The organism is Amycolatopsis antarctica (assembly GCF_002262875.1).
In the GTDB taxonomy this organism is placed as follows: domain Bacteria; phylum Actinomycetota; class Actinomycetes; order Mycobacteriales; family Pseudonocardiaceae; genus Amycolatopsis; species Amycolatopsis antarctica.
Window position 1 is genome coordinate 196,913 of sequence record NZ_NKYE01000009.1, and the last position, 25,609, is coordinate 222,521.

The 25,609-nt window shown below is 70.8% G+C and carries 22 protein-coding genes; 7 read left to right on the forward strand and 15 right to left on the reverse strand.

Features of this window, described 5'->3' with window-relative positions:
* The 5 genes from CFN78_RS16735 to CFN78_RS16755 form a co-directional block, all read right to left on the reverse strand.
* Positions 1–1,533 (reverse strand): ArnT family glycosyltransferase, encoded by a 1,533-nt coding sequence (locus CFN78_RS16735; RefSeq protein WP_094863744.1) that lies wholly within the window; start codon positions 1,531–1,533, stop codon positions 1–3.
* Positions 1,534–1,650: 117 nt separating this feature from the next.
* The gene (locus CFN78_RS16740) at positions 1,651–3,213 is read right to left on the reverse strand and encodes an ArnT family glycosyltransferase (RefSeq protein WP_094863745.1); all 1,563 of its coding nucleotides are present in this window, start codon (positions 3,211–3,213) and stop codon (positions 1,651–1,653) included.
* On the reverse strand, positions 3,213–3,971 hold the full coding sequence (locus CFN78_RS16745; RefSeq protein WP_094863746.1) for an ABC transporter permease: 759 nt from the start codon (positions 3,969–3,971) through the stop codon (positions 3,213–3,215). Before CFN78_RS16745 ends, CFN78_RS16740 begins: the two co-directional genes overlap by 1 nt.
* A gap of 49 nt (positions 3,972–4,020) precedes the next feature.
* Positions 4,021–4,920: an ABC transporter ATP-binding protein gene (locus tag CFN78_RS16750; RefSeq protein WP_094863747.1), complete on the reverse strand. Its 900-nt coding sequence runs from the start codon at positions 4,918–4,920 to the stop codon at positions 4,021–4,023.
* 263 nt (positions 4,921–5,183) lie between these two features.
* Positions 5,184–5,684, reverse strand: coding sequence for a polyketide cyclase (locus tag CFN78_RS16755; RefSeq protein ID WP_094863748.1), 501 nt, complete (start codon positions 5,682–5,684; stop codon positions 5,184–5,186).
* 142 nt (positions 5,685–5,826) lie between these two features.
* Here CFN78_RS16755 and CFN78_RS16760 point away from each other — a divergent pair, with 142 nt between their 5' ends.
* Positions 5,827–6,693, forward strand: a complete 867-nt coding sequence (locus tag CFN78_RS16760) for a class I SAM-dependent methyltransferase (RefSeq protein WP_094863749.1) — start codon at positions 5,827–5,829, stop codon at positions 6,691–6,693.
* 25 nt (positions 6,694–6,718) lie between these two features.
* On the opposite strand, the gene CFN78_RS16765 is transcribed toward CFN78_RS16760, so the two are convergent.
* On the reverse strand, positions 6,719–7,231 hold the full coding sequence (locus CFN78_RS16765) for a ribonuclease FAU-1 family protein (protein WP_094863750.1): 513 nt from the start codon (positions 7,229–7,231) through the stop codon (positions 6,719–6,721).
* A gap of 146 nt (positions 7,232–7,377) precedes the next feature.
* On the opposite strand from CFN78_RS16765, the gene CFN78_RS29525 reads away from it, so the two are divergent.
* Positions 7,378–8,616, forward strand: coding sequence for a DUF5685 family protein (locus tag CFN78_RS29525; protein WP_094863751.1), 1,239 nt, complete (start codon positions 7,378–7,380; stop codon positions 8,614–8,616).
* Positions 8,617–8,675: 59 nt separating this feature from the next.
* Entirely contained in the window at positions 8,676–10,835 is a 2,160-nt protein-coding gene (gene uvrB / locus CFN78_RS16775; RefSeq protein WP_094863804.1) for an excinuclease ABC subunit UvrB, read from the forward strand.
* Here uvrB and CFN78_RS16780 read toward each other — a convergent pair.
* From CFN78_RS16780 to CFN78_RS16785, 3 genes are all read right to left on the reverse strand, one after another.
* Positions 10,828–12,039 carry a nucleotide disphospho-sugar-binding domain-containing protein gene (locus CFN78_RS16780; protein WP_165777583.1) on the reverse strand — a complete coding sequence of 404 codons (1,212 nt, stop codon included), beginning with the start codon at positions 12,037–12,039 and terminating at the stop codon, positions 10,828–10,830. The two genes, uvrB and CFN78_RS16780, sit on opposite strands and share 8 nt — an antisense overlap.
* Before the next feature lie 222 nt (positions 12,040–12,261).
* Complete coding sequence (locus tag CFN78_RS29180; protein ID WP_165777584.1) at positions 12,262–12,420, reverse strand: hypothetical protein; 159 nt, start codon at positions 12,418–12,420, stop codon at positions 12,262–12,264.
* A gap of 353 nt (positions 12,421–12,773) precedes the next feature.
* The gene (locus CFN78_RS16785; protein ID WP_094863752.1) at positions 12,774–13,358 is read right to left on the reverse strand and encodes a TIGR03086 family metal-binding protein; all 585 of its coding nucleotides are present in this window, start codon (positions 13,356–13,358) and stop codon (positions 12,774–12,776) included.
* Positions 13,359–13,961: 603 nt separating this feature from the next.
* On the opposite strand from CFN78_RS16785, the gene CFN78_RS16790 reads away from it, so the two are divergent.
* Entirely contained in the window at positions 13,962–14,879 is a 918-nt protein-coding gene (locus tag CFN78_RS16790; protein ID WP_205660537.1) for a methyltransferase, read from the forward strand.
* A gap of 14 nt (positions 14,880–14,893) precedes the next feature.
* Here CFN78_RS16790 and CFN78_RS16795 read toward each other — a convergent pair whose 3' ends face one another.
* The 4 genes from CFN78_RS16795 to CFN78_RS16810 all read right to left on the reverse strand — a co-directional run bounded on the left by CFN78_RS16795 (position 14,894) and on the right by CFN78_RS16810 (position 20,339).
* Positions 14,894–15,655: a phytanoyl-CoA dioxygenase family protein gene (locus CFN78_RS16795; protein ID WP_094863754.1), complete on the reverse strand. Its 762-nt coding sequence runs from the start codon at positions 15,653–15,655 to the stop codon at positions 14,894–14,896.
* Positions 15,656–16,042: 387 nt separating this feature from the next.
* Positions 16,043–16,243: a hypothetical protein gene (locus CFN78_RS16800; protein WP_094863755.1), complete on the reverse strand. Its 201-nt coding sequence runs from the start codon at positions 16,241–16,243 to the stop codon at positions 16,043–16,045.
* A gap of 171 nt (positions 16,244–16,414) precedes the next feature.
* Entirely contained in the window at positions 16,415–17,380 is a 966-nt protein-coding gene (locus CFN78_RS16805; RefSeq protein WP_165777585.1) for an ABC transporter permease, read from the reverse strand.
* Positions 17,381–17,441: 61 nt separating this feature from the next.
* Entirely contained in the window at positions 17,442–20,339 is a 2,898-nt protein-coding gene (locus tag CFN78_RS16810; protein ID WP_094863756.1) for an alpha/beta fold hydrolase, read from the reverse strand.
* A 302-nt stretch (positions 20,340–20,641) separates the two neighbouring features.
* Between CFN78_RS16810 and CFN78_RS16815 the strand changes: the two genes are divergently transcribed.
* Genes CFN78_RS16815 through CFN78_RS16825 form a run of 3 tightly spaced genes read left to right on the forward strand, consistent with a single transcriptional unit; the run spans position 20,642 to position 24,281 of the window.
* Positions 20,642–21,715, forward strand: a complete 1,074-nt coding sequence (locus CFN78_RS16815; RefSeq protein WP_094863757.1) for a TerC family protein — start codon at positions 20,642–20,644, stop codon at positions 21,713–21,715.
* A 29-nt stretch (positions 21,716–21,744) separates the two neighbouring features.
* Positions 21,745–23,730, forward strand: a complete 1,986-nt coding sequence (locus CFN78_RS16820) for a S9 family peptidase (RefSeq protein WP_094863758.1) — start codon at positions 21,745–21,747, stop codon at positions 23,728–23,730.
* Positions 23,730–24,281, forward strand: a complete 552-nt coding sequence (locus CFN78_RS16825; RefSeq protein WP_240519504.1) for a GNAT family N-acetyltransferase — start codon at positions 23,730–23,732, stop codon at positions 24,279–24,281. Before CFN78_RS16820 ends, CFN78_RS16825 begins: the two co-directional genes overlap by 1 nt.
* Here the strand turns inward: CFN78_RS16825 and CFN78_RS16830 are convergent.
* Both CFN78_RS16830 and CFN78_RS16835 read right to left on the reverse strand, forming a co-directional pair.
* Entirely contained in the window at positions 24,259–24,915 is a 657-nt protein-coding gene (locus tag CFN78_RS16830) for an RES family NAD+ phosphorylase (protein WP_094863760.1), read from the reverse strand. The two genes, CFN78_RS16825 and CFN78_RS16830, sit on opposite strands and share 23 nt — an antisense overlap.
* A 53-nt stretch (positions 24,916–24,968) precedes the next feature.
* The gene (locus CFN78_RS16835; protein ID WP_094863761.1) at positions 24,969–25,547 is read right to left on the reverse strand and encodes a DNA-binding protein; all 579 of its coding nucleotides are present in this window, start codon (positions 25,545–25,547) and stop codon (positions 24,969–24,971) included.
* Positions 25,548–25,609: the final 62 nt, after the last annotated feature.

A 25,609-nucleotide genomic window follows, 5' to 3' on the forward strand; every position in this document is an offset into this window, starting at 1 on the left:
TCAGACCCAGAGGTTGCGGAACTTCGGCCACAACGTCTGCCACGGTTCCTTCGGCCCCGTCGCCAGCCAGATCGGCTGCCGCTGGCTGATGTTGCCGATGCCGAGGCCGTTGTCGATCAGGCCGATCTTGTGCACGTCGGTGAAGTGCTCCTCGATCAGGCTCGGGTCCCAGGCGACGAACATCACGATGTCCTTGTCGTCGCCCGGCTGCCCGAAGTAGCCGAAACCGCGGTTGCCGCTGTACACCTCGGTGAGGCCGTGCTCGGCGCCGAACCGGTCGATCGCGCTCGCCTGCCAGTACTTCGCCGTCACGATCGCGGTGCGGTCGCGCATCGAGTCCGGCAGCCGGTCGTAGGTCTCGGCGACCGAGGCGGCCATCTCCGGCCAGCCGACCTCCTCCACCGAGTACGGCGGACGGGGGAATTGCGGATGATCGCGCAGCCACGACATCGGGTAGATCGGCAGCGCCGTCGGCAGGGTGATGATCGCGGACAGTACGAACACCGGCCAGGTGGGCACCCAGCGCCACCACTTCGACGGCTGCCCGCGTTCCACCGCGACCGCACCCGCCGCCCAGCAGACCGCGTAGATCCCGGATACGTAGTAGAAGCGGCCGTTGGTGATCGTGAAGATCAGCACCAGGCCCAGCACCGTCCAGCCCAGGAAGCGGTACGCGCGCAGCTCCTCCGAGCGCAGGAGCTGCCACAGCCCGTACAGCAGCAGTACCGAACCGACGACCAGCCCGGCTCCCTGGACCATGCCGGGAACCAGGTTCAGCCGTCCGCCCCAGCCCTGGTCGACCTCCGCGGAGATGGCCTGCCCCATACCGAACTGCGGCCAGCCGTTCGCGGTCTGCCAGATGATGGTGGGCACCAGCGCCACCACCGAGACGAGCGCGCCCGCCCACAGCATCGGCCGTCGTGGCAGCTCCCTCGGGCCGACCACCAGGGCGCACACCCCGGCGACGGCCCAGAAGGCCAGCACCAGGAGCTTGACGTTCAGCGCGACCCCGGTGACCACGCCTGCCCACAGCAGCAGGACGTCGTTGCGGGTCCGCACCCAGCGCACCACGACCCAGAGCAGCACCGTCCACAGGAAGGGATCGATCGTGGACGTCGCGAGGTTGTGGCCGGTCGCGAGGAAGTGGGCACACAGGGCGCTCGCCGCGGCACCGAGGGTCTGCGCCCTGCGGCCGCCGCCCAGTTCCCTGGCGATCAGCGCGGTGAAGACCGCTCCGGCCGCCGTGGCCAGCGTCGCGGGCAGCCGCAGCATGGTGACCGAGCCGGGGGCGATCGAGTCCATGGCGAGTGCCAGCAGGGGCAGCAGCGGCGGCTGGTCGGCGTAACCCCAGTCGAGCCGCTTGCCCGCGGACAGGAAGTACAACTCGTCGCCGAAGTACCCGTACCGGCTGCTGAGCAGGAACATGACCAGGGCGACGGCCGTGGCGATCGTGAGCACCGGGCCACGGGCGAACGCGGGGATCGCGCTCGCCGGTGCCAGTTGCGGCTCGGGAGCCGCCGTCGTGGTCGTCATGCGTCACTCCCAGCAGGACCGCGTGCGGAACAGCGCTGGAAACATTACGGTCTCCACGTGACCGGGGCGTAACCAGTAGCCCCGTCGCCCGTTCGGGGGCCTGGTATCGGCCGCCGCTCACACCCCCATCTCCCGCATTCTCGGCCAGACCGCCGACCACGGCTGCCGGATGTCGGTGGCCAGCCAGATCGGCATTCCCTGGCTGCTGTTGAGAACGCCGTGGCCGTTGTCCAGCGCGCCCACCGGGCGGACCTCGCCGAACATCGGCGTGATGCGGCCGGGGTTCCAGCCGACGTACAGGATGTCGGTGACCGTGTCGTCCGGCCTGCCGAGGGCCCAGTACCCACGGTTGCCGCTGTGTGGTTCCGGCAGGCCGAGTGCCGGTCCGTACCGGTCGACAGCGCCCGCCTGCCAGTAGAACTCGGTCACCACGCCGGTGCGCTCCCGCCGCTGCGGGGGCAGGGCCCGGTAGGCGTCGGCGACCGAGGTGGTGACCTGTGGCCAGCCGATCTCCTCGGTGGCGAACGGTGCGCGGGGCACCGCCGGGTTCGCGGCCAGCGTCGGGATCGGCAGCACCGGCAGGCCCAGCACGATCGCCAGCATGCCGCTCACCGCGAACGACGGCCAGGACAGCAGCCAGCGCCACCAGCGCGCCGGACGTGCCCGTTCGATCTCCACGGCGGCCGCCGCCCAGCAGACGCCGAACATCCCGGCGACGTAGTAGTAGCGCCCGTTGACGGCGAGGAACAGCACGGTGAGCCCGAGGACCGTCCAGCCGAGGAAGCGGTACGGCCGCAGGCGCGGCGAGCGCAGTAGCCGCACGACGCCGTAGACCAGCAGGATCGCTCCGGCGACCAGGCCCGCCCCGGAGAGCGCGGAGGGAAGGAAGAACAGCCGGCCACCCCAGCCCGCACCGACCTCCGTCGAGATCGCCGCCCCCATGTCGAGCTGCGGCCAGTCGTTGGCCGCCTGCCACACCACCGTCGGCGCGACGGCGAGCAGCGCGATCACGGCACCGGCCGCCAGTGCCGGCCTGCGCAACAGCTCCCGCGGTCCGCAGGCCAGCAGGCAGAGCCCGGCGACCACCCAGAACGCCGGCACCAGGAACTTGACGTTCAGTGCGATTCCGGTGACCACACCCGCCCACAGCAGCAACCGGTCGTCCCGGGTACGCACCCAGCGCACCAGCAGCCACAGCAGCATCGTCCACAGGAACGGGTCGAGCGTCGAGGTGGCCAGGTAGTGCCCGCCGCCCAGTAGCTGCGCGGAGCAGGCCGCCGCCGCGGCGGCGAGCACCTGCGCCCTCCGGCCGCCGCCGAGTTCCCTGGCGATGAGCGCGGTCAGCACCACGGTGCCCACGGTCGCCAGCACGGCGGGCAGCCGGAGGACCGTCAGCGAGCCGGGCGCGAGGGTGTCCATCGCCTGCGCCAGCAGGGGCAGCAGCGGCGGCTGGTCGGCGTACCCCCAGTCCAGACGCCGACCAGCCGCCAGGAAGTAGAGCTCGTCACCGAAGTACCCGTAGCGGCCACTGGTCACCAGGAGCACCGCCGCCACCGCCGCGGCGACGGTGAGCACGGGCCCGCGGGCGAACGCGGGCACCCCGGTCTCCGGCGGGGCCACGGCCGCCGCAGCCCGCCCCGCCGCGTCCGGCGCTGTCGTTCTCGTCGGCGGCTTTCCCATCACTGCCACCGGAAGAATCGGGCCGAGAGGCCGGCGAACACCAGCGCCGTGACCACCAGGGCGACGAGCTGGATCGCCTGCGGCGACCCGCCGGCGGCGGTCTCGCGCAGGCCGTTGAGTGTCCCGCCGAGTGGCAGGACGTCGGCGGCGTGCTGCAGGAACACGGGCAGCTTCTCCTTGGGCACCCACACACCGCCCAGTGCCAGCATCGGAAAGAAAGCGAGCGCACCCACCCCGCCCGCGGTCCGTGCCGTGCGGGCCAGGGCCGCGATCAGCATGCCGACCGAGAACAGCGCGGCCGTGCCGAGGACGGCGACGAGGGCGTAACCGGCGGGGTTCTCCGGCAATGCCATGCCCAGCGCCCCCGCCCCGAGCACCAGCACCAGGAGCAGCACGACGACGGCCGCGAGGAGGTTGACGATGAGCTGGGCGGTCAGCAGCAGAGCGGGCGACACCGGGCCGGCGGCGAACCTGCGCAGCACGCCCTTCTCCCGGTAAGTGGCGATGACCACCGGAAACAGGGTCAGGGCCAGCATCGCCAGCAGGATCGCCACCGATATCGGCGCGATGACCGTGGCGAGTGCGGACCGGCCGCCGTACTCGGCGCTCGGTTCCCGCACGCCCGGCATCAGGCCGAACACCAGCAGCAGGGCGATCGGAATGCCCACGACGGTGATCGGTGCCCCGGGATCGCGCAGGAACAGTTTCGTCTCGACCGCGGTCATCGCGGCCAGTGGTCCGGAACTCGGTGCGGGCATGGTTCTTCCCCCGGATCGGATGGTGGCGGGTAATGGGTTCGGTGGCGGATCAGCCGGGTTGCCTGCCGGTGAGGGCGACGAAGGCGTCGTCCAGGTTCGCCCGCTCGACGCGCAGGCCGTCGGCGATGACCTGCCTGCGGGCCAGCACGGAGGTGACGGCGTGCAGCAGGTAGCCGGTGACGATCACCTCGGGGCCGTGCCGCTCGACGGACCGGACCTCGGCGAGGCCGGTGAACACCGAGTCCTCGACGGGGGCCGAAGGGCGGAAACGGATGCGCTGCTCGTCGTCCACGCCGGCGACCAGCCCTGCCGGCGTGTCGATCGCGACGATCCGGCCCGCGTCGATGACGGCGAGCCGGTCGCACAACCGCTCGGCCTCCTCCATGAAGTGGGTGACCAGCACGATCGTCACGCCGCGATCGCGGACACCTTCGATCAGCGACCAGGTGTCCCGGCGAGCCTGCGGGTCGAGGCCGGTGGTCAGTTCGTCCAGCACGGCGATCTCCGGGCTGCCGACGAGAGCCAGCGCGATCGACAGCCGCTGTTTCTGGCCGCCGGAGAGCTTGGCGAACGCGGTGTCCTGCTTGTCCGCGAGCCCGAGCGTGTCGAGCAGTTCGTCGATGTCGGCGGGGTTCCGGTAGAACGAGGCGTACAACGCGAGCGCCTCCCGCACCCGCAACTTGTCCGGCAGTTCGCTCTCCTGAAGCTGGACGCCCAGTCGCTGGCGCAGCTCGGCCGTCTGCCGGTGCGGATCGAGGCCGAGTACCGAGACGGTGCCGCGGTCGTGCTGCCGCATCGCCGTCACGCACTCGACGGTCGTTGTCTTCCCTGCCCCGTTGGGCCCCAGGATCCCGAAGATCTCGCCGCGTTCCACGTCGAAGGACACGGAGTCGACGGCGATCTTGTCCCGATAACGTTTGTGCAGTTCCCGCACCTGGATGACCGGCATGCGATTCCCCTTCCCGAACTCGTCCGCGTCGAGCCTCGCCGAGAGGAGGGGGTGCCCGGATCGCCTCGCCGGCCATCCTTCGATCCACCACGCGGAAGGCTGCGATCAACCGTTCGGTGGACCCGGCTGCCCTTAGGGGTGCCTGGGCGCGGACGGACCCGAACTCGGTTCCGGCGTAACCGGCGTGGGACCGGGCACCGAGATGCTGATCGGCGGGCACTCGGTGTGGCGGCGGCGTTCCCTGCTCGGGGCCGCGTGGCGACTCAGGGCTGGTGTCGTTCGGCGAGCAGCTTGAAGTTGAGCAACTGCCGTCGAGCCATGACGAGGTCGCCGAGGGACAGGCCGGCGGCCAGCCAGCGGCTGGTGCGCATGACGAGCTTCAGCAGCAGGCGCGAGGTTCCGCGATCCCGCGGTACGAGCACATAGGACATGAAGGCGCCCATGATGGCGCCCGTCAGCTCGCTCCCCGGGGCGACGGAGACGATCCGGCCGAGCTTGTGCCCGCCGGCGGCGGTGAACGCCTCGCCGACCCGGGGTTCGGGAAGTTGTCGCAGCTCGCGCGGTGAGCGGCGGCCGAGGTTGTCGATCCAGTCGTACGAGTACGGCGCGAGCCGCACTTGTGCGACCCAGGGCCAGACCGCCTCGGTGGGCGCCTCGACACTCACGCCCCGCCATGCTCGCAGGGTGGGGGAGGTGACGAATTCGTCGCAGGGGAAGGTGCGCACGATCTCCTCGTCGCTCACACCCCATCGATCGCCGATCATGCAGCCATCCTCCCCCAACGTTCCCGGTCACCGGCAACTCCTCGTCGGGGGCACGCGCGTAACGCCGGGGAACGTCGTTGCGCGGCGGGGGCGTGATCGACTGCCGGTATCCTCGTCCGGGCGAAACCGGGGGGAGTATCCGATGACGGACCGCACCGAGGGCATCGCGGGGCAGGTCGATCCGGCCAACGCCGGGCAGTTGCGTGCCTGGGACGGCGATCAGGGCGCCTACTGGACCGAACGCGCCGAGCGCTTCGACGAGGGCGTTGCCCGCTACCACGAGCGGTTCATCGCCGCCGCGGCGATCGAGCCGGAGTCGGACGTGCTCGACATCGGCTGCGGCAGCGGGAGAACGACCAGGGACGCGGCCCGCGCGGCCCCGGCGGGCTCGGCGCTCGGCGTCGACCTGTCCTCGCGCATGATCGACCTCGCCCGCCGGACGGCCGAACGGGAGCACCTGGCCAACGTGACCTTCCGGCAGGCCGACGCGCAGGTCCACCCGTTCACGCCGGCCGGTGTCGACGTGGCGATCAGCAGGCACGGCGCGATGTTCTTCGGTGACCCGGAGGCGGCGTTCACCAACATCGCCCGCGCCCTGCGCCCCGGCGGCAGGCTCGTCCTGCTGACCTGGCAGCCGATGGATCGCAACGCGTGGATGAGCACGTTCCGCTCCGTCTTCGCCGGTGGCCGGGAGTTGCCAGCCCCAGCCGCAGACGGGCCGGGCCCCGCCGCGCTGAGCGAGCCCGGCACCGTCCGGGCGCTGCTGGAGTCGGCCGGATTCGCGGACGTCCGGCTGGACGCCCTGCACGAGCCGATGTACTTCGGCCGCGACGTCGACGACGCCTGCCGGTTCATTTCCGGCCAGTTCGCCGCCATGGCGGCCGAACTCGACGCCGAAGCGCGGGCTCGTGCCCTCGAACTGCTGCGCGCGGACATGGCCGGCCACCTGACCGGCGAGGGTGTGCGCTACGACTCCGCCGCCTGGCTGGTCCGGGCGCGGCGCCCCTGACGGCCGCGCCAGCACGCGGTGCGGATCAGTGCCGTCGCCAGCGCAGCTCCACGCCCTCCCCGGTGAGCCAGGCGCCGAGGTCGTAGCCGTGCGAGGCGAGCGCGTCGACCGTGGCGTAGGCGCGGTCGAACGCCTGGCAGGCCCGTTCGGCCCCGATCAGGTCCGCGGTCACGGCGGCCAGCAGCTCGTCGGTGTCCAGCACTCGCACGCCCCGGCCCTGGGACAGCACCAGGTCGAGGTACAGGTCGGTGGCGCGCCACCGGTCGCCGTCCCGTTCGATGTGGACGACGTCGAGGTAGAAGTCCTGATCGCGTTTGTGGCCAGGGTTGAACCAGAAGTCGGTGACGCGGAGCCCGAACCCGGGCAGCAGCCAGGACTCCAGGTACCGGAACTGCGGCCTGCCCGGTGTCGGACGGGCCATGTACAGCCCGAACGGTTCGACCCGGAACTCCTCGACGGCGCGCTCGATTCCCTTCGGGTCGGTGTTGGTGCGGGTGGCCACGTCGAAGATCTCGACCTTCGGGGGGTGCACATCCATGACCGGCATCCTGCCGGGCCGTCGGGTGAAAGACGATCACCGAGCCCGGTGGCGAGGGTGCGCGCACGGACATCCCGGTTCCGCGAACACGGCGACGGCCACCCGGCTAGCGTCGCGGTGACCGATCGAGGAGCGAGGAGACGCCGATGTTCGGCATCATCAGGCCGTGCCGGCACCGGTTGACCGCGCGGTTGCGTGCCGACTGGACCGCGCACCTGTGCGGGCTGTGCCTTGCCCTGCGCGACGAGCACGGTCAGCTCGCGCGGGTGGTGACCAACTACGACGGGCTGGTCGTCTCCGCGCTGGTGGAGGCGCAGGTACCGGACGGCGGGCAGCGTCGCGCCGCCGGGCCGTGCCCGTTGCGCGGCATGCGCGGGGCGTCCGTCGCCAAGGGCGGTGGCGCGCACCTGGCCGCCTCGGTGTCGCTGGTGCTGGCCGCCGCGAAGGTCCGCGACCACGTCGAGGACGGCGACTGGGCGTTCGGCCACCGTTCGATCGCGGGCGGAGCGCGCAGATTGGCGGGTCGCTGGGCGGAGCAGGGCGGAGCGACGGGGCAGCGGATCGGCTTCGACACCGCGGTTCTGCTGGACGCCGTCGACGGGCAGGACAGTCTGGAACGCGGCATCCGGACGGGCGACTCGGTGCTCGCGGCGACCGGGCCGACCGAGGAGGCGACCGGGGCGGCGTTCGCGCAGACCGCCGTGCTGGCGGGCAGACCGGGCAACATGGCGCCGCTGCGGGAGGCGGGCAGGCTCTTCGGCCGCATCGCCCATCTGCTCGACGCGGTGGAGGACCTCGCCGCCGACGCCGCCGCGGGGGCGTGGAACCCCGTCACGGCGACCGGGACGGCGCTGGACGAGGTGCACCGGCTGTGTGTGGACGCGGTGCTCGGGGTGCGGCTCGCGCTCGGCGAGGCCGAGTTCGCCGACGGCACGCTCGTGCACGCACTGCTCGCGCACGAACTCGAGGTCGCCGTCGGCCGGACGTTCGGGCTCGCCGGTCACCGTCCGCCCGGTGAGTGGCCGGGCCGGCAGGGGGCCGCGGGCAACCCTCATCCCGGCGCGTATCCCGGCCACGGGATGCCTCCGCCCGGATACCAGCCGACCGGTGCGCCCGGTCCCTCCGGCCCGCCCCCGCCGGGACCACCGGGGCCGTACGGCCCGGGCGGTCCGCCTGCCGAGGAGCCTCGTCCGGAGGGCTGGATGTACCCGCGGATCCACACCCCGCCGCGGCGGCGCGGTGCTCTGCACGGCTGCGCGGTCGCGCTGTTCATGTGCGTGACCTGCCAGTTCTGCTGCCGTGATCCGTTCCCCGGACCGTGGAGCGGTACCCGGCGCGACGGGCTCTGCGACTGCTCGTGCGACTGCCCGTGTTCGTGTGACTGACCGGTGGCCACCGTCGCCGTGCCGTGAAACTGTCGGGGATCGCGCCTACTCTGGACGGCGTGGCTTTCGCAACCGAACACCCCGTGCTCGCCCATTCCGAGTTCCGCCCGGTCTCCGAGGTCCCCCGTGCCGGGGGCCGGTTCGAGGTCGTCAGCGACTATCAGCCGGCGGGTGACCAGCCCGCGGCGATCGACGAGCTGGAACGCCGGATCGGTGCGGGCGAGGAGGACATCGTCCTGCTCGGGGCCACCGGTACGGGCAAGTCGGCCACCACGGCCTGGCTGATCGAGCGGGTGCAGCGGCCGACGCTGGTGATGGCGCCGAACAAGACGCTCGCGGCCCAGCTCGCGAACGAGCTGCGCGACTTCTTCCCGAACAACGCGGTCGAGTACTTCGTCAGCTACTACGACTACTACCAGCCCGAGGCGTACATCGCGCAGACGGACACCTACATCGAGAAGGACTCGTCGATCAACGACGACGTCGAGCGGTTGCGCCACTCGGCCACGATGAACCTGCTCTCCCGGCGCGACGTGATCGTCGTGGCGAGCGTGTCCTGCATCTACGGCCTGGGCACCCCGCAGTCCTATCTCGACCGCTCGGCCAAGCTGGAGGTCGGCGGCCAGGTCGAGCGCGACGCGTTCCTCCGTGCGCTGGTCGACGTGCAGTACACGCGCAACGACATGGCCTTCGCCCGCGGCACCTTCCGCGTCCGGGGCGACACCGTCGAGATCATCCCGGCGTACGAGGAACTGGCCATCCGCGTCGAGTTCTTCGGCGACGAGATCGACAAGCTGTACTACCTGCATCCGCTCACCGGCGACATCGTCCAGGAGCTGGACGAGGTGCGGATCTTCCCGGCCACCCACTACGTGGCGGGCCCGGAGCGGATGGAGCGCGCCATCCGCAGCATCGAGTCCGAGCTGGAGGGACGGCTCGCCGAGCTGGAGAAGCAGAACAAGCTGCTGGAGGCCCAGCGGCTGCGGATGCGCACCAGCTACGACATCGAGATGATGCGCCAGGTCGGCTTCTGTTCCGGCATCGAGAACTACTCGCGCCACATCGACGGCCGCGAGTCCGGATCGTCACCGGCCACCCTGATCGACTACTTCCCCGAGGACTTCCTGCTCGTCATCGACGAGTCGCACGTGACGGTGCCGCAGATCGGCGGCATGTTCGAAGGGGACATGTCCCGTAAGCGGAACCTGGTGGAGCACGGTTTCCGCCTGCCGAGCGCCGTCGACAACCGGCCGCTCACCTGGGAGGAGTTCTCCGACCGCATCGGGCAGACCGTGTACCTCTCGGCCACCCCCGGCCCGTACGAGATGGGACAGGCGGCCGGCGAGTTCGTCGAGCAGGTCATCCGTCCCACCGGTCTGGTCGACCCGGAGGTGGTGATCAAGCCGACCGAGGGCCAGATCGACGACCTGGTGCACGAGATCCGGGAGCGGGCCGAGAAGGACGAGCGGGTCCTGGTCACCACCCTCACGAAGAAGATGTCCGAGGACCTCACCGACTACCTGCTCGAACTGGGCATCCGCGTGCGGTACCTGCACTCGGAGGTCGACACGCTGCGCCGGGTGGAGCTGCTGCGCCAGCTCAGGGCGGGCGACTTCGACGTCCTGGTCGGCATCAACCTGCTGCGGGAGGGGCTCGACCTGCCGGAGGTCTCCCTGGTCGCCATCCTCGACGCGGACAAGGAGGGCTTCCTGCGCAGCGGCACCTCGCTGATCCAGACGATCGGCCGCGCCGCCCGTAACGTCTCCGGTCAGGTGCACATGTACGCCGACAAGATCACCGACTCGATGCGGCACGCCATCGACGAAACCGATCGCAGGCGCGCCAAGCAGGTCGCCTACAACACCGAGCGCGGACTCGATCCGCAGCCGCTGCGCAAGAAGATCGCCGACATCCTCGACCGTGTCTACTCGGAGGCGGAGGACTCGGAATCCGAGGTCGCCGTCGGCGGTTCCGGGCGCAATGCCTCCCGGGGCAAGAAGCCGGAGCAGGGCGACCGGGTGCGCAGCTCCGGGGTGCTCGCGGACAAGGACGTCACCAGCATGCCCCGGGCCGAGCTGGCCGATCTGATCCAGCAGATGACCGATCAGATGATGCAGGCCGCCCGCGACCTGCAGTTCGAGCTGGCTGCCCGACTGCGCGACGAGGTCTCCGATCTGAAGAAGGAGCTGCGCGGTATGGACGCCGCGGGCATCAAGTAACGGCGACCAGGCGTTCGATGATCGTCGCCGGGCTGGGCTGTGCCGCCATCTCGGCGCTGACCTCCCGCGCGGCGCGGGCGAACGACGGCTCCGTGAGTACCCGGCCGGCCAGCAGGCGCACCATCTCGACGTCCACTGTGGACGGATCGTGGGAGAGCCCGACGCCGCGGCGCACCACCCGCTCCGCAGACATCGGATTGTCCGCGAACGCGGGGAAGACGAGCTGGGGTACCCCGTAGAACAGTGGCGCCGCCGTGGTGCCGGAGCCACCGTGGTGCACCAGCAGCGCGCAGGTGGGCAGCAGCGCCGACAGGGGCAGGAAACCGGCTGGGCGCACGTTGCCGGGCAAGGTGCCGAGTCCGGACAGGTCCGCCTCGCCCGCCGCGAGGACCACGTCGACGTCCATGCCGCCGAGCGCCTCGATGGTGACGGCGAGATCGCTGGTGCCGCTCATGGCGGGCACCACCGTGCCGAGGGTGACGCCCACTCGCGGCCGTTCCGGGGCGTCCCGGAGCCATCCGGGCAGCACCGTGCCGCCGTTGTAGGGCACATAGCGCATGGGCCACCAGGGGGCACCGTCGCGGGGATCGGGCTCGTCGGCCCGCAATCCGCCCATACTGGGAGCGCGCGGATCGATCCGGGCGATCACCTCAGGTGGTCCGTCCGGAATGGACAGTTCGGCACGCAGCGCCCGGATGATCTCCTCGTCGACCAGTCCGCCGCGTCCGTCGCGGAAGTCCTGGTCCCGCATGGACCAGGAGATCCGGTTACCCAGTTCCAGGACGGGGACGCCGAGCGCGCGGGCGGCCAGCGCACCGGCCTCGTGGTCGGAGGTGTGCACCACCAAGTCGGCACCGAACTCTCGGCCCGCGGCGATGGTGCTCTCCGTCATGGTCAGCGTGAACAGGCCGAACGGGCTGCCCGCCGCCGCGGCCCGCCGGTACAGCTCCGGCATGCCGTAGGGGGCTGTGTCGTCCGCCCTGTTGTCCTGGCGATCCGCATGGAGCCCGCCGAGCAGGTCGTCCCACACGTCCCGTTGCGGGAACACGTCCACCACCGGTAGCCCGGCCCGCGCGCCGACCTCGGTCATGTCGGCGGTGGTGGCGAGCAAGACCTCGTGACCGGCGGCGCGCGCCGCCCAGATCAGTGGGACCACGGGCAACAGGAGGCCGTAGCCGGGCGCGGCGGCGAACAGGATCTTCACCCCGTTACTGTGGCACCGCGCGACCCGGCCCGACAAACGAGATCCAGGTGCCGACCGGAGGGTCTACTTTGCCGAGTTCGCCCACATCTCCGCGAAGGACACAACCTGACCGTCCGCGAGTGGGCCGAGGTGTTCGCGCTGCACGACAACGTCACGGTGGCCGAACCGTGAACTTCCGAACATGGTGGGGCGCGACGTCGCGCCGGGACTTGGGCCCAGAACTCAATCGGCAAGGACCTGTTCGCGCAGGATGTCGGCGTGTCCGCAATGGTGGGCCTCGGTGAGACCGTCGAGAGTCGCCTCAATGGCACGACGATATTCCTCGACGAACGCATCGAGCTGGGTACGTTCGTCGTTCAGCGGCACATCGAATGAACCCATCGGACCCTCCTGTCACCTCGCGGACCGCGGCCACAGCAACCGCACGAGCAATGGAGATGTGCTCGGTGGCCGGCGCCGCCCAGTCCTGGAGGTCACGGGGCCGACCGCGCCGCCGCACGTCTCGTCGCGGCCGTGGACGGATGGAGGCGTTGCCACACAAGGGATTGAGCCCGTCCCGTCGCCCGCATCCTCGGTCCATGTCCATGTCCTCGTCCGCGCCGGCGCGAGCACCCGTCGCCGTGCGTGAAGATGACGGACGCGAAAGACATCACTTGGCGCCGGGGGCCCAGAGGCGGTAGGCAAGTCGGGACCCTTTCGTCACGGTCGGCTTCCCCCGTGTCGCTCGTCAGCAGCTACACCGGCCGGCCGGCATGAGCGGCGAGCCGGAGGTACACGTCGGCGTCGGCGGCGACCGCCACCGCCGGTGCGAACGGGCCACCCTCGCGGTGGTCCTCCGTGGTGAGGTTGCGGGTGAACCAGTCGAGGGCGGCTTCGGCCAGGACCGGGTCGAGGTCGTCGCCGCGGCCGGTAACTCGGGAGAGATCCCAGGCGTGGACGGTGAACTCGTGCGTGTACGCCTCCAGCAGCTCGTATCCCGTCAGCGTTGCCCAGGGCAGGGCGTAGCTCTTGCCGAGTGCCGATGCGGGTGTCCAGACCTGCTCGAGATCGGCACGAGCGCCGCGAAACGTGTCACCCCAGTGCTCTGTGCGGTCCTCGGCCGGATCTTTTACCTGGGCCATGTCTTCGCCGTTGCCGAGGGATGTGAGCTTGCGCAGGACAGCGACGAGGTGAGCCAGCAGTGTCCGCAGGTCGTACTCGGCACACGGTGTGGGCAGGCCCAGGTCAGCGTTTCCAATCGCGTCGATCTGGTGTTCGGTCTGGTCGAGCGCGGCACTCAGGTGTGGCCGCGGATCCGTTGTCGCATCGATTTCGGTCATCAGGAAGTCGCTTCCTCGTGCTGAGCGGACGATCACTCGCGCACCCAACCACGGGGCACCGACAAGCAATGCGTCCACAAGCCGATCCGCCCGCCCACGTCTGCGGTGGGTCGCATCCGCTCGCGTACGAACGAGACGGTGACACCATTGGTACCGCAGGGTCCGGAGGCAATGATTTCCGCTGGCGGTGACCGGACTGGTCGGGCCCCGGGTATGGTGACCGCATGTTCTGCTTGTGCGTGGCTCTGGACTGGTGGGTGCCGTCAGAGTGACGGCCGTCGTGTAACCCACTTCGAGCCGTCTTCGGACGGCCGCGTCTCTGTTTCGCGCTACCCGCGTGCCTGCTCGTTCGAGGACGGCTCCTCACCATGGAGTCCCTTCGTGGAACATTGTGCCGATCATGGCAATGAGACCGTTTCCTGGTACGAGAACGGTCATGTGAACTCAGCCGAGTGGCGCTCGGCCGGAGGCTTACGGCCACCGAAACGAGTCGACGTCCTGGAGACCCCGCCCCCTACCGATCTCGCTCTCCGTCGAGCGGCACAGGGCGTCGGAATGTTGTGGCGAGCCGATTTCCCGGATGCCCGGCGCCTGTTGTCCAGCATGAGCAAGCGGCTGGACCGCACACGGGCCGAACCCGCACGGGATTCGGCCGCGCGCTTCTACCAGTACCGGCAGGGACGGAGGAACCGCGCTCGGGTGCTCGGAATGCTGCTCGTCGAGCTCGGCGCCGGGCCTGCCGTGGATCTTCCCCGGGCACCGGACGTACGTGCCGCGTGCGGCGAGGTGTACGGCGACACAGTGGGTCCGCGCGTCGTGTCACTTCGCGAGCTTCTCGGCGTACTGAGTGCTCACCGGTGGCGCCGGAACGGCATCGCCGTTCCGGCACTGGGCGCGAGGATTCATCCGCACTACGGTGTTTTCCCGCCGACACGAAACGAATACGTGGATCTGGTCGCGGCCGCCGAGGTGGCCGCAGTACGAACGGCGTTCGACATCGGCACCGGCACCGGAGTGCTCGCGGCGGTACTCGCCAGGCGGGGGATTCCCCGGGTCGTGGCCACCGATATCGCTCCGCAGGCCGTGGCGTGTGCACGGGACAACGTGCGGAGACTGGGAATGGGCGACCGGGTGATCGTGGCCCAGGCCGATCTGTTCCCGCCCGGCCGTGCGGATCTGATCGTCTGCAATCCGCCGTGGTTGACGGCATCGCCGAGTTCGCCACTCGATGCGGCGGTGTTCGATCGTGGCGGGCGGATGCTCTCGGGGTTCGTTCGCGGCGTCGCGGACCACCTGACCGTTCGTGGTGAGGCCTGGCTGGTGCTGTCGGACATCGCGGAACTGCTCGATCTGCGTACCCGTGCACAACTGCTGGGCGAATTCGACTCAGCGGGACTGTCCGTGCTCGGGCGGCTAGACGTGCGTCCACGCCATCCCCGGGCGCGGTCCGCGCGCGGACCGCTCGCGTTCGCGCGGGCGGCGGAACAGGTGTCACTGTGGCGCCTCGGTGCGAAGCGGTGACCCCCGCCCGGGCCCTATCGGCGGAGGCCGTCGAGCACGGCCCTGGCGACCGGAGCCGGCCGCGCCTCCCGCAGGTCGAGGGATTCCCGTGCGTAGAGCGGCGGTTGGGCCATGAAGCGTGGCGTGCGTCCACGGTGTGGTTGCGCGGCGTGTACCAGGAACGGATGGCACAGGTAGACGTCGCCGAGGGTGCCGGTCGCCAGGGTGACCGGACGATGCTCGGAGGCCGGCACGGCATCGCGGCACAGCGACATCCACTCGCGCCCCTCGTCGCCCTGGGCTTCGAGCAGTGGCGGCACGTCGAGATGGGAGCCGACCCGGATCCGCGTCGGCGCGTCATCGGGGCCCACGTCGGAGAACAGGAACAGCATCAGCAGCGCGCGCTCCCGGGAGCGAAGGCTGAGCATGCTCTCTCCGTCGGGAGAGGCATAGCTGGCCTCGACGTGCCATCCGTCATCGCCGGGTTCCGCGTCGCTGGGAAAGCGGACAGGAAAGGTGCCGAGACCGACACGGGGGATCCACCGGTTCTTGCCGACGAGCTGGTCGAACGCCTCGTGCAGCACGGAGGTGGTCGCGGCCTCCTGGAACGGAGGCGTGGCGAAACCGCCCAGCCGGACCACGGGCTCGGACCAGGTCGTCGGATCCTCCCGCGAACAGCCGGTCGCCGCCCACAGTTCGTCCACGCAGCGTTCGCCCACCTCGGCGGGAAACGCCCCCTCGATTTTGACGAATCCGTCGGCGACGAACGCCTCGATCTGCTCGGCGGTGAGCGACATACGGTCCCCAATCCTCGTTCTCCGACCGCACATGCTGGCGACGGGCGAAGGGAATGGTCAAACCGTTTTCCGCTTCCGCGCCCACAGTCCCGGGACAGCGCGTGCCCGGCGGGTTTCCGCGAACGGTGTCAGGCCAGGGCGGGGGAGCGAGTAGATCCCCGCTGTGGCCGGTGATCCGCGGGCCGGTCGATGCGGGATCACCCGCGTGCCAGGTGTTCCCCAGGTCGGTGGCCTCGAGCAGAAGCGCCGGCATCCGGTGCCGGCCGGTCACGGTGCGGACGGTCGGTTCGCCGAGATCGGATTCCACGGTCGTGGGCGACGATGGTGCCGCACGCCGCCGACGTCGACGGCGAATCCGTGCTGCGCGGGCTGTTCCGGAAACGAGGGTCAGGCGCGGAGCTGGGGGATTCCGGCGAGTTCGCGGACGATCCGCTGGGCCTCGACCAGCCCGGCGACCCGGCGGCCGTTGCCTGCCATGGATTCGTACTGCGCCAGGCCGAGCCGGACCAGCGCCTCACTGGCGTCGATCATCGGGGCGTCCTGGGCGGCGGCGATGTCGTGCTGGTTCGCGTCGTGCGTTGTGCTCACCCGTCCCACGGTCGCACAGCCGTCGCGGCCGCCGCTCGCCCCCCACCCGTCCCGATCCGTCCGGCAGGGTGTTAACGCGGTCGGGATGCGCTGCCGTGCAACGGAATCCGCACGGCACGCCCGAGGGACCCCGTCCGGCGGCGATGCTCGCGAACGGGGTCCGGCGGGCGCTCAGCTCGTGATGTCCTTGGTGGCGAAACGACGGGCGGCCAACAGGGTGAACGCCGTGCCGAACAGCACCGAGGACAGTGCACCGCTGGCCATGTTGCTCCAGTCGATGTCGGTCGAGATCAGGTCCATCCAGGCGAACGAGTAGTGCGTGGGCAGATAGTTCCGCAGATCCGCCAGCGCGGTGATCTGGTCGAGGATCTGCGACACGATCGCCACCAGCACCGCACCGCCTACCGCTCCGAGGGGAGCGTCGGTGACCACGCTGAGCAGCAGCGCGAAACCGGCCACCCAGGCGAGCTGGATGACGATGTACACCACCGACAACAGCATCGCGAGGAGGCTGTCCGCGAAGGCCACCGTCTCGCCCGTCGGACTGATCGCATCCCCCGCCCCGTACCAGATGACGCCCACGATCAGCGCCACCAGCGGAAGCAGTGCCAGCGCGAACGCGGACAGCATCGCCGACACGATCGCCTTCTGCCGTAGCACCCGGTGCCGGGGCACCGGAATCGCCAGCAGGTACTTCAGGCTGGACCACGAGGACTCGCTGGCGATGGTGTCGCCGAAGAACAGGGCGACGATCATCGGCAGCAGGAAGGTCCCCGACACGAACAGCGCCAGCACGACGAAGTTCGGTGCGCTGGCGGTCGCCAGGTCGACGAAGCCGCCCGACCGCCGGTTCGGCTGCGCGTCACCGATCTCGAACGCCACCACCAGGATGAACGGCAGCAGCGCCACGAACCCGAGCAGGAACTGGGTCCGCCGCCTGCGTAACTGCCTGCGCAGTTCCACACCGAGCCGGAGCGTGCGCCCCGCCCGGTAACCGGCGACCGCGCCGTCCGCCCCGACCTCGGTGTGCTGCCGCTCGGCTGCGTCGGTGAGTTCCTGCAACGCCGCCGGGTCGGTGTGCACACCCGTGTCGAGCACGGCGTTCTCCTCCGCCGCGGTCTTCTCGGTCCTGCTCATGACACCTCCCCCTCGACGGTCCGCTCTCCGGCGACCTTCTTCCCGGCGGCTCGGAACCCGCTCATCGGCCGTCACCCTCTCCGACGAGTTGCAGGAACGCGTCCTCCAGCCTGCGCCGCGGACCCGCCTGCTCCACCGCGACCCCGGCACCCACCAAGGTGGCGATCGCCTCGGCACGGGGCAGGCCGTCCAGATCGGCGTGCACGAGGCTGCCCTCGATCTCCACACCGGTCACGCCCGCCGCGGAGCGCAGCACCTCGGCCGCGTCCTCGGGACGGTCCACCCGGAACGTCGCCTCGCCGCCGGCGGCGACGATCTCGCTGACCTCTCCCGAGGCGACCAGCGCACCGCGGTGCATCACCACCACGTGGGTGCAGGTCTGTTCCACCTCGGCGAGCAGGTGGCTCGACACCAGCACCGTGCGGCCGGTGGCCGCGTAGCGCTGCAGCACCTCACGCATCTGGTGGATCTGTGGCGGGTCGAGTCCGTTGGTCGGTTCGTCGAGCACGAGCAGCTCCGGCAGGCCGAGCATCGCCTGCGCGATCGCCAGCCGCTGGCGCATCCCCTGGCTGTAGGTGCGGACGCGGCGGTGCACCGCGTCGCCGAGCCCGGCGATCTCCAGCGCCTCGGCCACGTGCGCCTTGTCGTCCGGACGTCCCGAGGCCGCCCAGTAGAGCTCGAGGTTCGCGGCACCGGACAGGTGCGGGAGGAAGCCCGCCCCCTCCACGAAGGAACCGATCCGGGAGAGCACCGGGGCGCCGGGGCTGACCGTATGACCGAAGACCTTGATCCGGCCCTCGGTGGGCGCGATCAGTCCCATCAGCATGCGCAAGGTGGTCGTCTTGCCCGCGCCGTTCGGGCCCAGCAGGCCGAGAACCTGGCCCGGCTCGACCCGGAAGGACAGGTCCTTCACCGCGGTGAGCCCGCCCGGGTAACGCTTCGTCAGGTTCTCGATCACCATCGGCGTGGTTTCCAGCGCAGGGTCGACGCGGTGCGAACGGCGCCTGCGCAAGGCCGCACCGAAGGCGACGAGCGCCGCCAGCAGCAACGCGCCGGCGATACCCAGGATCTGCCCCCATGGCCAGCCGGTGGTCACCGCCGTACCCGGTACGACGGGCACCGCGATCGAGCCACCGTCGGCGAGGGAGACCTGATACGCCGCGGGCTCGGCGGGCGTCGCGTACGCCTGGTCGGTAGTGCTCACGACGAGCTGCAGGGAATGCCCGGCCTCGATGGGCCGCACCACACCCGGCAGGGTCACCGTCACCTCGGCCGGGCTGCCGTCGGCGGGCAGAGAGGACACCCGCAACGGTGCGATCGCGTTGGTGGGCAGGGTGCGCACACCTTCCGGCGAGACGTCGTAGAGCTTGGCGAACAGCACCGCCTCACGGGCGGTGCCCGGCGGGGCCGCCACCCGCATGCGGACCGTCGACGCCCCGGTGACGAGAAGCTGCGAGTCGACCGGCGCCGAGGTGAACGTCGCGGACTGGCCCGGTGGATCCGCGGAGAACAACCCGGCCAGCCGGGACGAGCTGGAGGCCAGCCGGTTCAGTCCGGGGATCCCGCTCACCGCCGCGGGGTTGCCGCCGGGCGGGTTCACGATGCCCTGCTCGGCGCCCTCCAGCGCCAGGGTCCGGCGTTCGGTCGGCGCTCCGCCGAGGCCCGGGTAGGCCGGCGCCTCGACCGAGCGCACGGAGGGCGCGCCGGACGCGCGCAGGGCGCCCTGCACGTCGTAGCTGAAGCCGGTGCCCGGGTCCGCGCCGTTGCCGGTGAGGTGGAAGTCCATCCAGTCGGCGATCTTGCCGCGCAGCGCGGGCCCGGGACGCCCGCCGTCGTGACCGCCGGTGTACCAGACGGTCTTGACCTTTCCGCCCGCCGCGGCGATCTGGCGAGCGGTGGCGTCGGACTGGTCCAGCCCGAACAGCGTGTCCGCCTCGCCCTGCACCAGCATGGTGGGCGCGGTGATCTTCGATGCCACCGAGACCGGTGAGACCCGGCGGAGCAGTTCGGTGGTCTGCGCGTTCGCCTTGCCGGTGGTGGCCACGTCGTTGTAGGCGCGGCAGACCTCCTCGGTGAAGCGCCCGCACGGGTTGGCGGCCGCCGAGGGGCCCTGGCCGCCGGGTGCCCCGGCCGGGGCACCCGCCGCGGCCGCGCTGTCCGCCGCGCCCGCACCACCCGCGGCGGCACCGGCGGTGGCCTGGTCGTCGTCCTGCTCCTGGCCGGGCTCCGGTGCCTCGGAGCCGGGCTGGCCCGCGCCGGCCGCGCCGGTGCCCGCGGAGAAGAAGATCCCGGCCCAGGAACGCTTGAACACACCCTCCTCGGCGAACGCGCCGGCCGAGGGGGTGCCGGGCTCCACCGGGTCGGGTGAGGCCGCGTTCGGGATGAGGCCCTGGGTGAGGTCGTTGTAGGTGATCACCGGTGCGATCGCGTCGACGCGCTTGTCGGTGCCCGCGAGCATGAGCGCGAGCGCACCGCCGTAGGAGGCGCCGGTGACGCCGACCTTGGGGTCGCCGCTCGCGTCCGAGACGACCTCGGGCCTGGCGGCCAGATAGTCGATCAGCGTGCCGCCGTCGGCGACCTCGGCGTCCGGATCGTTCAGCGCGATCTTGCCGGTGCTGCGGCCGAATCCACGCGCGGAGTAGGTGAGTACGACGAAACCGCGGTCGGCGAGTTCCCTCGCCTCGCTCGCCACGCTGTTCTTGTCCCCGCCGAAGCCGTGGGGGAGCAGCACCGCGGGGGCGGGCGTCGTCTCCGGTACGTACATCGTCGCGTCGAGCTGGACCAGCTCGCCGGAACCGGGAGCGGCGGGGGAGTCGATCGTGGCGTCCTGGGTTCGCACGGCGGAGGTGTCCTCACCGCTGCCGGTCCAGAAAAGCGCACCCGCCGCGAGGACCACGACGACGAGCACCAGCGCGACGAACCGGCCACGGCGGTCGCTGAGAAGGGGGATTCGGGGCACGAAGCGACCGTATGTGAAGTTTCCTGAGAACGTCCGCTGGGGAACCTATCGATCGGGTATCCGAGGGGGCGTTGTGACACACGTTACGCACGTGGCACGGTGACCGAATCGGTCCCGGCTGGCTTTCCGGCCGCTCAGACGTGAAGATGGAGGGTGTTGTGGAGGGGAGTATTCCTTCGCGGTGGTGTCGTCAACACGGTTGCCCAGGTGGCGCCCGGTGCCACCGGCCGGTCTCAGCGAACCGGTGGAAGAGACCTCCGGCTAGTGGCAGTGCCCATCCGCTATCCGGAGGAAACGAGTAAATGAACGTGCCTTTGTGGCTGTGGCTCGCGACGATCGGCGGGCTGATCGTCCTGCTCGCGATCGACCTGGTCATCGTCGATCGCAAACCCCACGAGGTCACCACCGGTGAAGCGGCCAAGTGGGTCACCTTCTACGTGGCCTGCGCCGTGCTGTTCGGTATCGGCGTGTGGGTCTTCGGCGGGCACGATCCCGGCGTCGAGTTCTTCACCGGTTACATCACCGAGTACTCGCTCAGCGTGGACAACCTGTTCATCTTCATGGTGATCATGTCCTCGTTCAAGGTGCCCGGGATCCACCAGCACCGAGTGCTGCTGATCGGCATCGTGCTCGCGCTCGTCATGCGCAGCGTGTTCATCGCCGTCGGTGCCGCGCTGATCGCCCAGTTCGTCTGGATCTTCTTCCTGTTCGGCGCCATCCTGGTCTGGACCGCCGTGAGCATGGTCCGTGGCAACGGCGATCACGACGAGTACAACGAGAACGCGGTCACCAAGTGGGTCCGCAAGGTCTTCCCGGTGACCGAGGACTACGTCGGGCACAAGTCGTTCGTCAAGCGGGACGGCAAGCGCTGGATCACCCCGATGTTCGTGGTGATCGTCGCGATCGGCAGCGCCGACCTGCTCTTCGCCGTCGACTCGATCCCGGCGATCTTCGGCATCACCCAGGACGCCTTCCTGGTCTTCGCCGCCAACGCGTTCGCCCTGATGGGCCTGCGGCAGCTCTACTTCCTGCTCGGCGGCCTGGTCACCAAGCTGGTGTACCTGTCCTACGGTCTGGCGATCATCCTGGCGTTCATCGGGCTGAAGTTGTTCCTGCACGCCCTGCACGAGTACCACCTGGTGCCGGAGTGGCTGGAGATCAACAACTGGATGTCGCTCGGCGTGATCGTCGTGGTCCTGGCCGCGACCACGATCCTGAGCCTGCGTAAGGCGAAGAAGGATCCGGAGTCCGTCCAGGGGCCGACGCTGGAGCTGCACGCGAAGGCGCCGGAGGAGCGTGAGGCCGAGGCGAAGGCCGAGAGCGGCGAGTCGGCCGACTCGGATTCCGGTTCCTCGTCCGCACACGGGGATCGTTAGTTCGGCTAAGTACATGTACGGTCGGGACCGTGCGTCCTGCTGACATCGAACACATCGCCGTCCCCAGCACCCCCGCACTGCGCGGGGAGCTGCTGCTGACCGGACTGTCCACACCCGACCCGGTGCGTGACTCCTACCGGAGTTCACTGCGCCGGGTCGGGTTCGACGGGAGCGACACCCTCTGGTCACGCGGGGAGGCGGACACCGCGCCCGCCATCTCCCCGGACGGCCGCTGGGTCGCGTTCCTGCGGGCGTCCCGCGAGGACACCGGGGCCACCGCCCGCGCTCAGGTGCACGTCATGCCGGCCGGCGGCGGCGAGGCCGTCCGGGTCACCGAGTTCCTGCTCGGTTCCGGAGAGCCGGTCTGGTCGCCGGACTCCACCAGGATCGCCGTCACCGCACGGATCCCGGAGCCGGGCCGGTACGGCAGTACAGACCCGCGCTGGGACACCGAGCCCGGGGCGGCCGCCGAGGCGCCCCGCCGCATCACCCGATTCGACTATCGCGTCGACGACGTCGGTTTCCTGCGGGACCGGCCCGCCCGGCTGCACGTGGTGGACGTGGCGGCCGCGCTCGCTCCCGAGCGGCCGGCCCGCGCACGGCCCGCCGAGCCGATCACCCTGACCGACGGGCTCGCCTCGGTCGAGCATCCGGCCTGGCTCGACGACGAGACCGTGCTGGTGGTGGCTCCGCGGGACTGGGACGTCGCGGAGTCCCTGCACAGCGACATCTACGCGATCCCGGTGGCGGGCGGATCGCCGCGTGAGGTCGTCCGCTCGGCCGGCCAGGTGGTCCGGCTGGCTGTGGACCAGGCAGGGAACGTGTGGTTCCTCTGCAACGCCTTCGACGGGTTCGCCCCGGTCGCCCGCAACCACGGCCTGTGGACCGCCGACGTTCCCCCTGGCGGCGGTGGGCCCGTCGTACCGCGCAGACTCACCGACCCGGAGAGCGTCGCCTGCGCACCGGAGGCGGGACCGCCGGTGCGCTTCGGCGACGGGGTACTCGTGGGCGTCAACAACCGCGGCGCGGTGGAACTGCGGCACGTACCGGCGGACGCCGAGACCGCGCCACTGGGCGAACTCGCCCTCCTCGCGGGCGACCGGGGCCTGGTGCGTTCCTTCGCCGCGGACGTCACCACGATCGTCGCGGTGATCTCCACCCCGCACAGTGCCGGTGAGCTGGTGCTGCTGCGCGACGGTACGGCCACCGAACTGACGGACTGGTCGAAACCGTTGCGCGGCAAGGGAATCCTGCCCCCGGAAGAGCTGTCCGGGCAGGCGGGCGACGGGTATCCGGTGCACGGCTGGCTGGTCCGGCCCGAGGGCCCGGGGCCGCACCCGGTGCTGCTGGTCGTGCACGGCGGCCCGTTCGCCGCGTACAACTGGGGACTGTTCGACGAGGCGCAGGTGTACGCCGCCGCGGGCTACGCCGTCGTCCTGCCCAACCCGCGCGGATCCTGCGGATACGGGGAGAAGCACGCCCGCGCCATCATCGGCAGGCTGGGCACCGACGACGCGGCGGACGTGCTGGCGCTGCTCGACCTCGCCCTCGAGCAGTCCGATCTGGACGGTGACCGGGTCGGCGTGATGGGCGGGTCCTACGGCGGGTTCATGACCGGCTGGCTGGCCGCGCACCACGGGCAGCGGTTCCGCGCCGCGTGGAGCGAGCGTGCCGTCAACGCCTGGGACTCCTTCGCGGGCTCCTCCGACATCGGCTGGTACTTCGCGGAGAACTACGTCGGCACCGATCCCGAGGAACAGCGGGCCCGCAGCCCGCTGACCCACGCGGACCGGATCGGCATCCCGTTCGCCGTGGTGCACTCGGAGCAGGACTGGCGCTGTCCGCTGGAGCAGGCGCAGCGGATGTTCGTCGCGCTGCGCTCGCACGGCGTCGAGACGGAGCTGTTGCTGTTTTCGGGGGAGGGGCACGAGCTGACCCGCTCGGGCAGCCCCCGGCATCGGCTGCAGCGCTTCGAGGCCGTCCTGCACTGGTGGGCGCGTCACCTCCGGCCGTGATGACGGACTGGCTGGTCCGCCGGGCGACGGCCGCCGACGCGGCGGAGATGGCCCGCGTGCACACCGAGGGCTGGCGCGCCGCCTACCGAGGCCTGCTGCCGGAGCGCCATCTCCACGGCCTGCGCGCGGTGGACCGGGTGGAGTCGATGGCCGACCGCGCGTCCCGGCCGGATCCGGAGGCCGTGTTCGTGGCCGTCCGCCCCGATGGCGGGACGGGACTGGGCGCCGTGGCCGTGGTGCTGCCGGTGCGATCGGCGGGCGACCGTCATCCGGTGCTGCCCACCGGTGAACTCGCCTCGCTCTACGCCGATCCCGCCGCCCTCGGCACGGGAGCCGGGTTCGCCGTGCACCGGGCGGGGCTGGATCACCTGAGCCGGTGCGGGTTCCGGTACGCCGTGCTCTGGGTGCTGCGGGGCAACGCCCGTGCCCGCACGTTCTACGAGGCGCGCGGCTGGCGACCGGACGGCGCGGGCAGGCAGGACATGATCGGCGGGTTCGCGGCCGAGGAGATCCGGTACGCGATTGCGCTCAGTCCAGCAGCAGGTAGTTGAGTTCCTGGCAGATCCGGCCGAGCGGCACGTCCAGGCCGGGATGGTCGAGGGGCAGCAGGACGTCGGGGCGCAGGGGCAGCGCCGCACCCGCGGGCGGGTCCCACAGGGCCAGCGCGGGGTCGCCGGAGTCCATCGAGGACCGGTACCAGAGCCCGTCGATGTCCGGCACCGCCGCGCGGATCGCGCGGGCCCAGGCCTGGGTGGTCCGCTTCGGGCCGCTGGATATCTCCTGGGAGGCACCGACCCTGGTCGGCCACAGCCCGGACAGGTCCAGCAGGCGCAGGGTGCGGGACGGCCGGACGATGACGAGCTGCGGTTCACGTGTCTTGCGGTCCACTGTGGACGTCGTCTGGAAGACCTCGGCGACACTCGTCCGCACGGTCAGCCCGAAGTAGCAGACGCCGTTGCCCGCGTCGGTCACCGGTGCGTGGTCCCGGCCGGGGGTCTGCTGGTCGAACCGTCCGTGCGGGAGCGGGCCGGTGTGCCGGAAGGAGTCCCACTGCTGGGGATGGTTGCCGCCGGAGGAGAAGATCCGGACGAGCCGGGTGGCCGGGTGCACCGCGACGACGTCCTGCGTGGGATGGAGTTCCTTGAGCAGGACGGCGCGCGCGGGCGGCAGGGGAAGCCTTGCCATGAGGAGCTGGTACCTGTTTCGTGCCGTGAGCGGACCCGAGGGAAGTGTGACCCTCAGGCGGGCGAGCCGAGCGTGGCCGCGAGCGCCGCGACCCGTTCGGGGCCGCCGCCTGCCAGCAGCCAGTGCCGCGGCGTCGCGGCCCGCCCGTTGATCTCGAGGTCGTCCTGCGTGGTTCCCATGAACGCCGCGACGACCAGTGCCGGCTGGTCCTCCGGTACCGCGCGCAGCACGACCTCCAGGCCGGGCAGCACACCGCTGGCGGTGAACTGCCAGCTCGGCAGCCGCCACGCGGGCGTCTTCCAGCCGGTGAGCCTGCCCTCGGAGAGCCGGTGTCGGATGCGGCTGGTGTCGACGCCGAGCAGCCGCGCGGCGGCGGTCACGGTCAGTGCGGACTCGGCGAGGACGGCGTGCGCGGCGACCGTCCGGGCACGGAAGTCCTCCTGGTCCGCGTAGGGCGACAGGTCCAGGCCGACGTCGGTGAGCGCCTCGCGTTCGTCGGTGGTGAAGAACCTGGCCGGATCGGGGTTCGTCGGCGCCAGCTTGCGTGCGGCGTCCTCGACCAGCGTCAGGAACTGCGTGACGTCCACTCTCAGTCCGGCCTTGGCCAGGATAGTCTCGAGCGCGAGGGTCATGAGCACAGGCTAACCGCAATGTGCGGGTTCGTGCGCTTCGCGACCCGGATGTGTGGCAATTC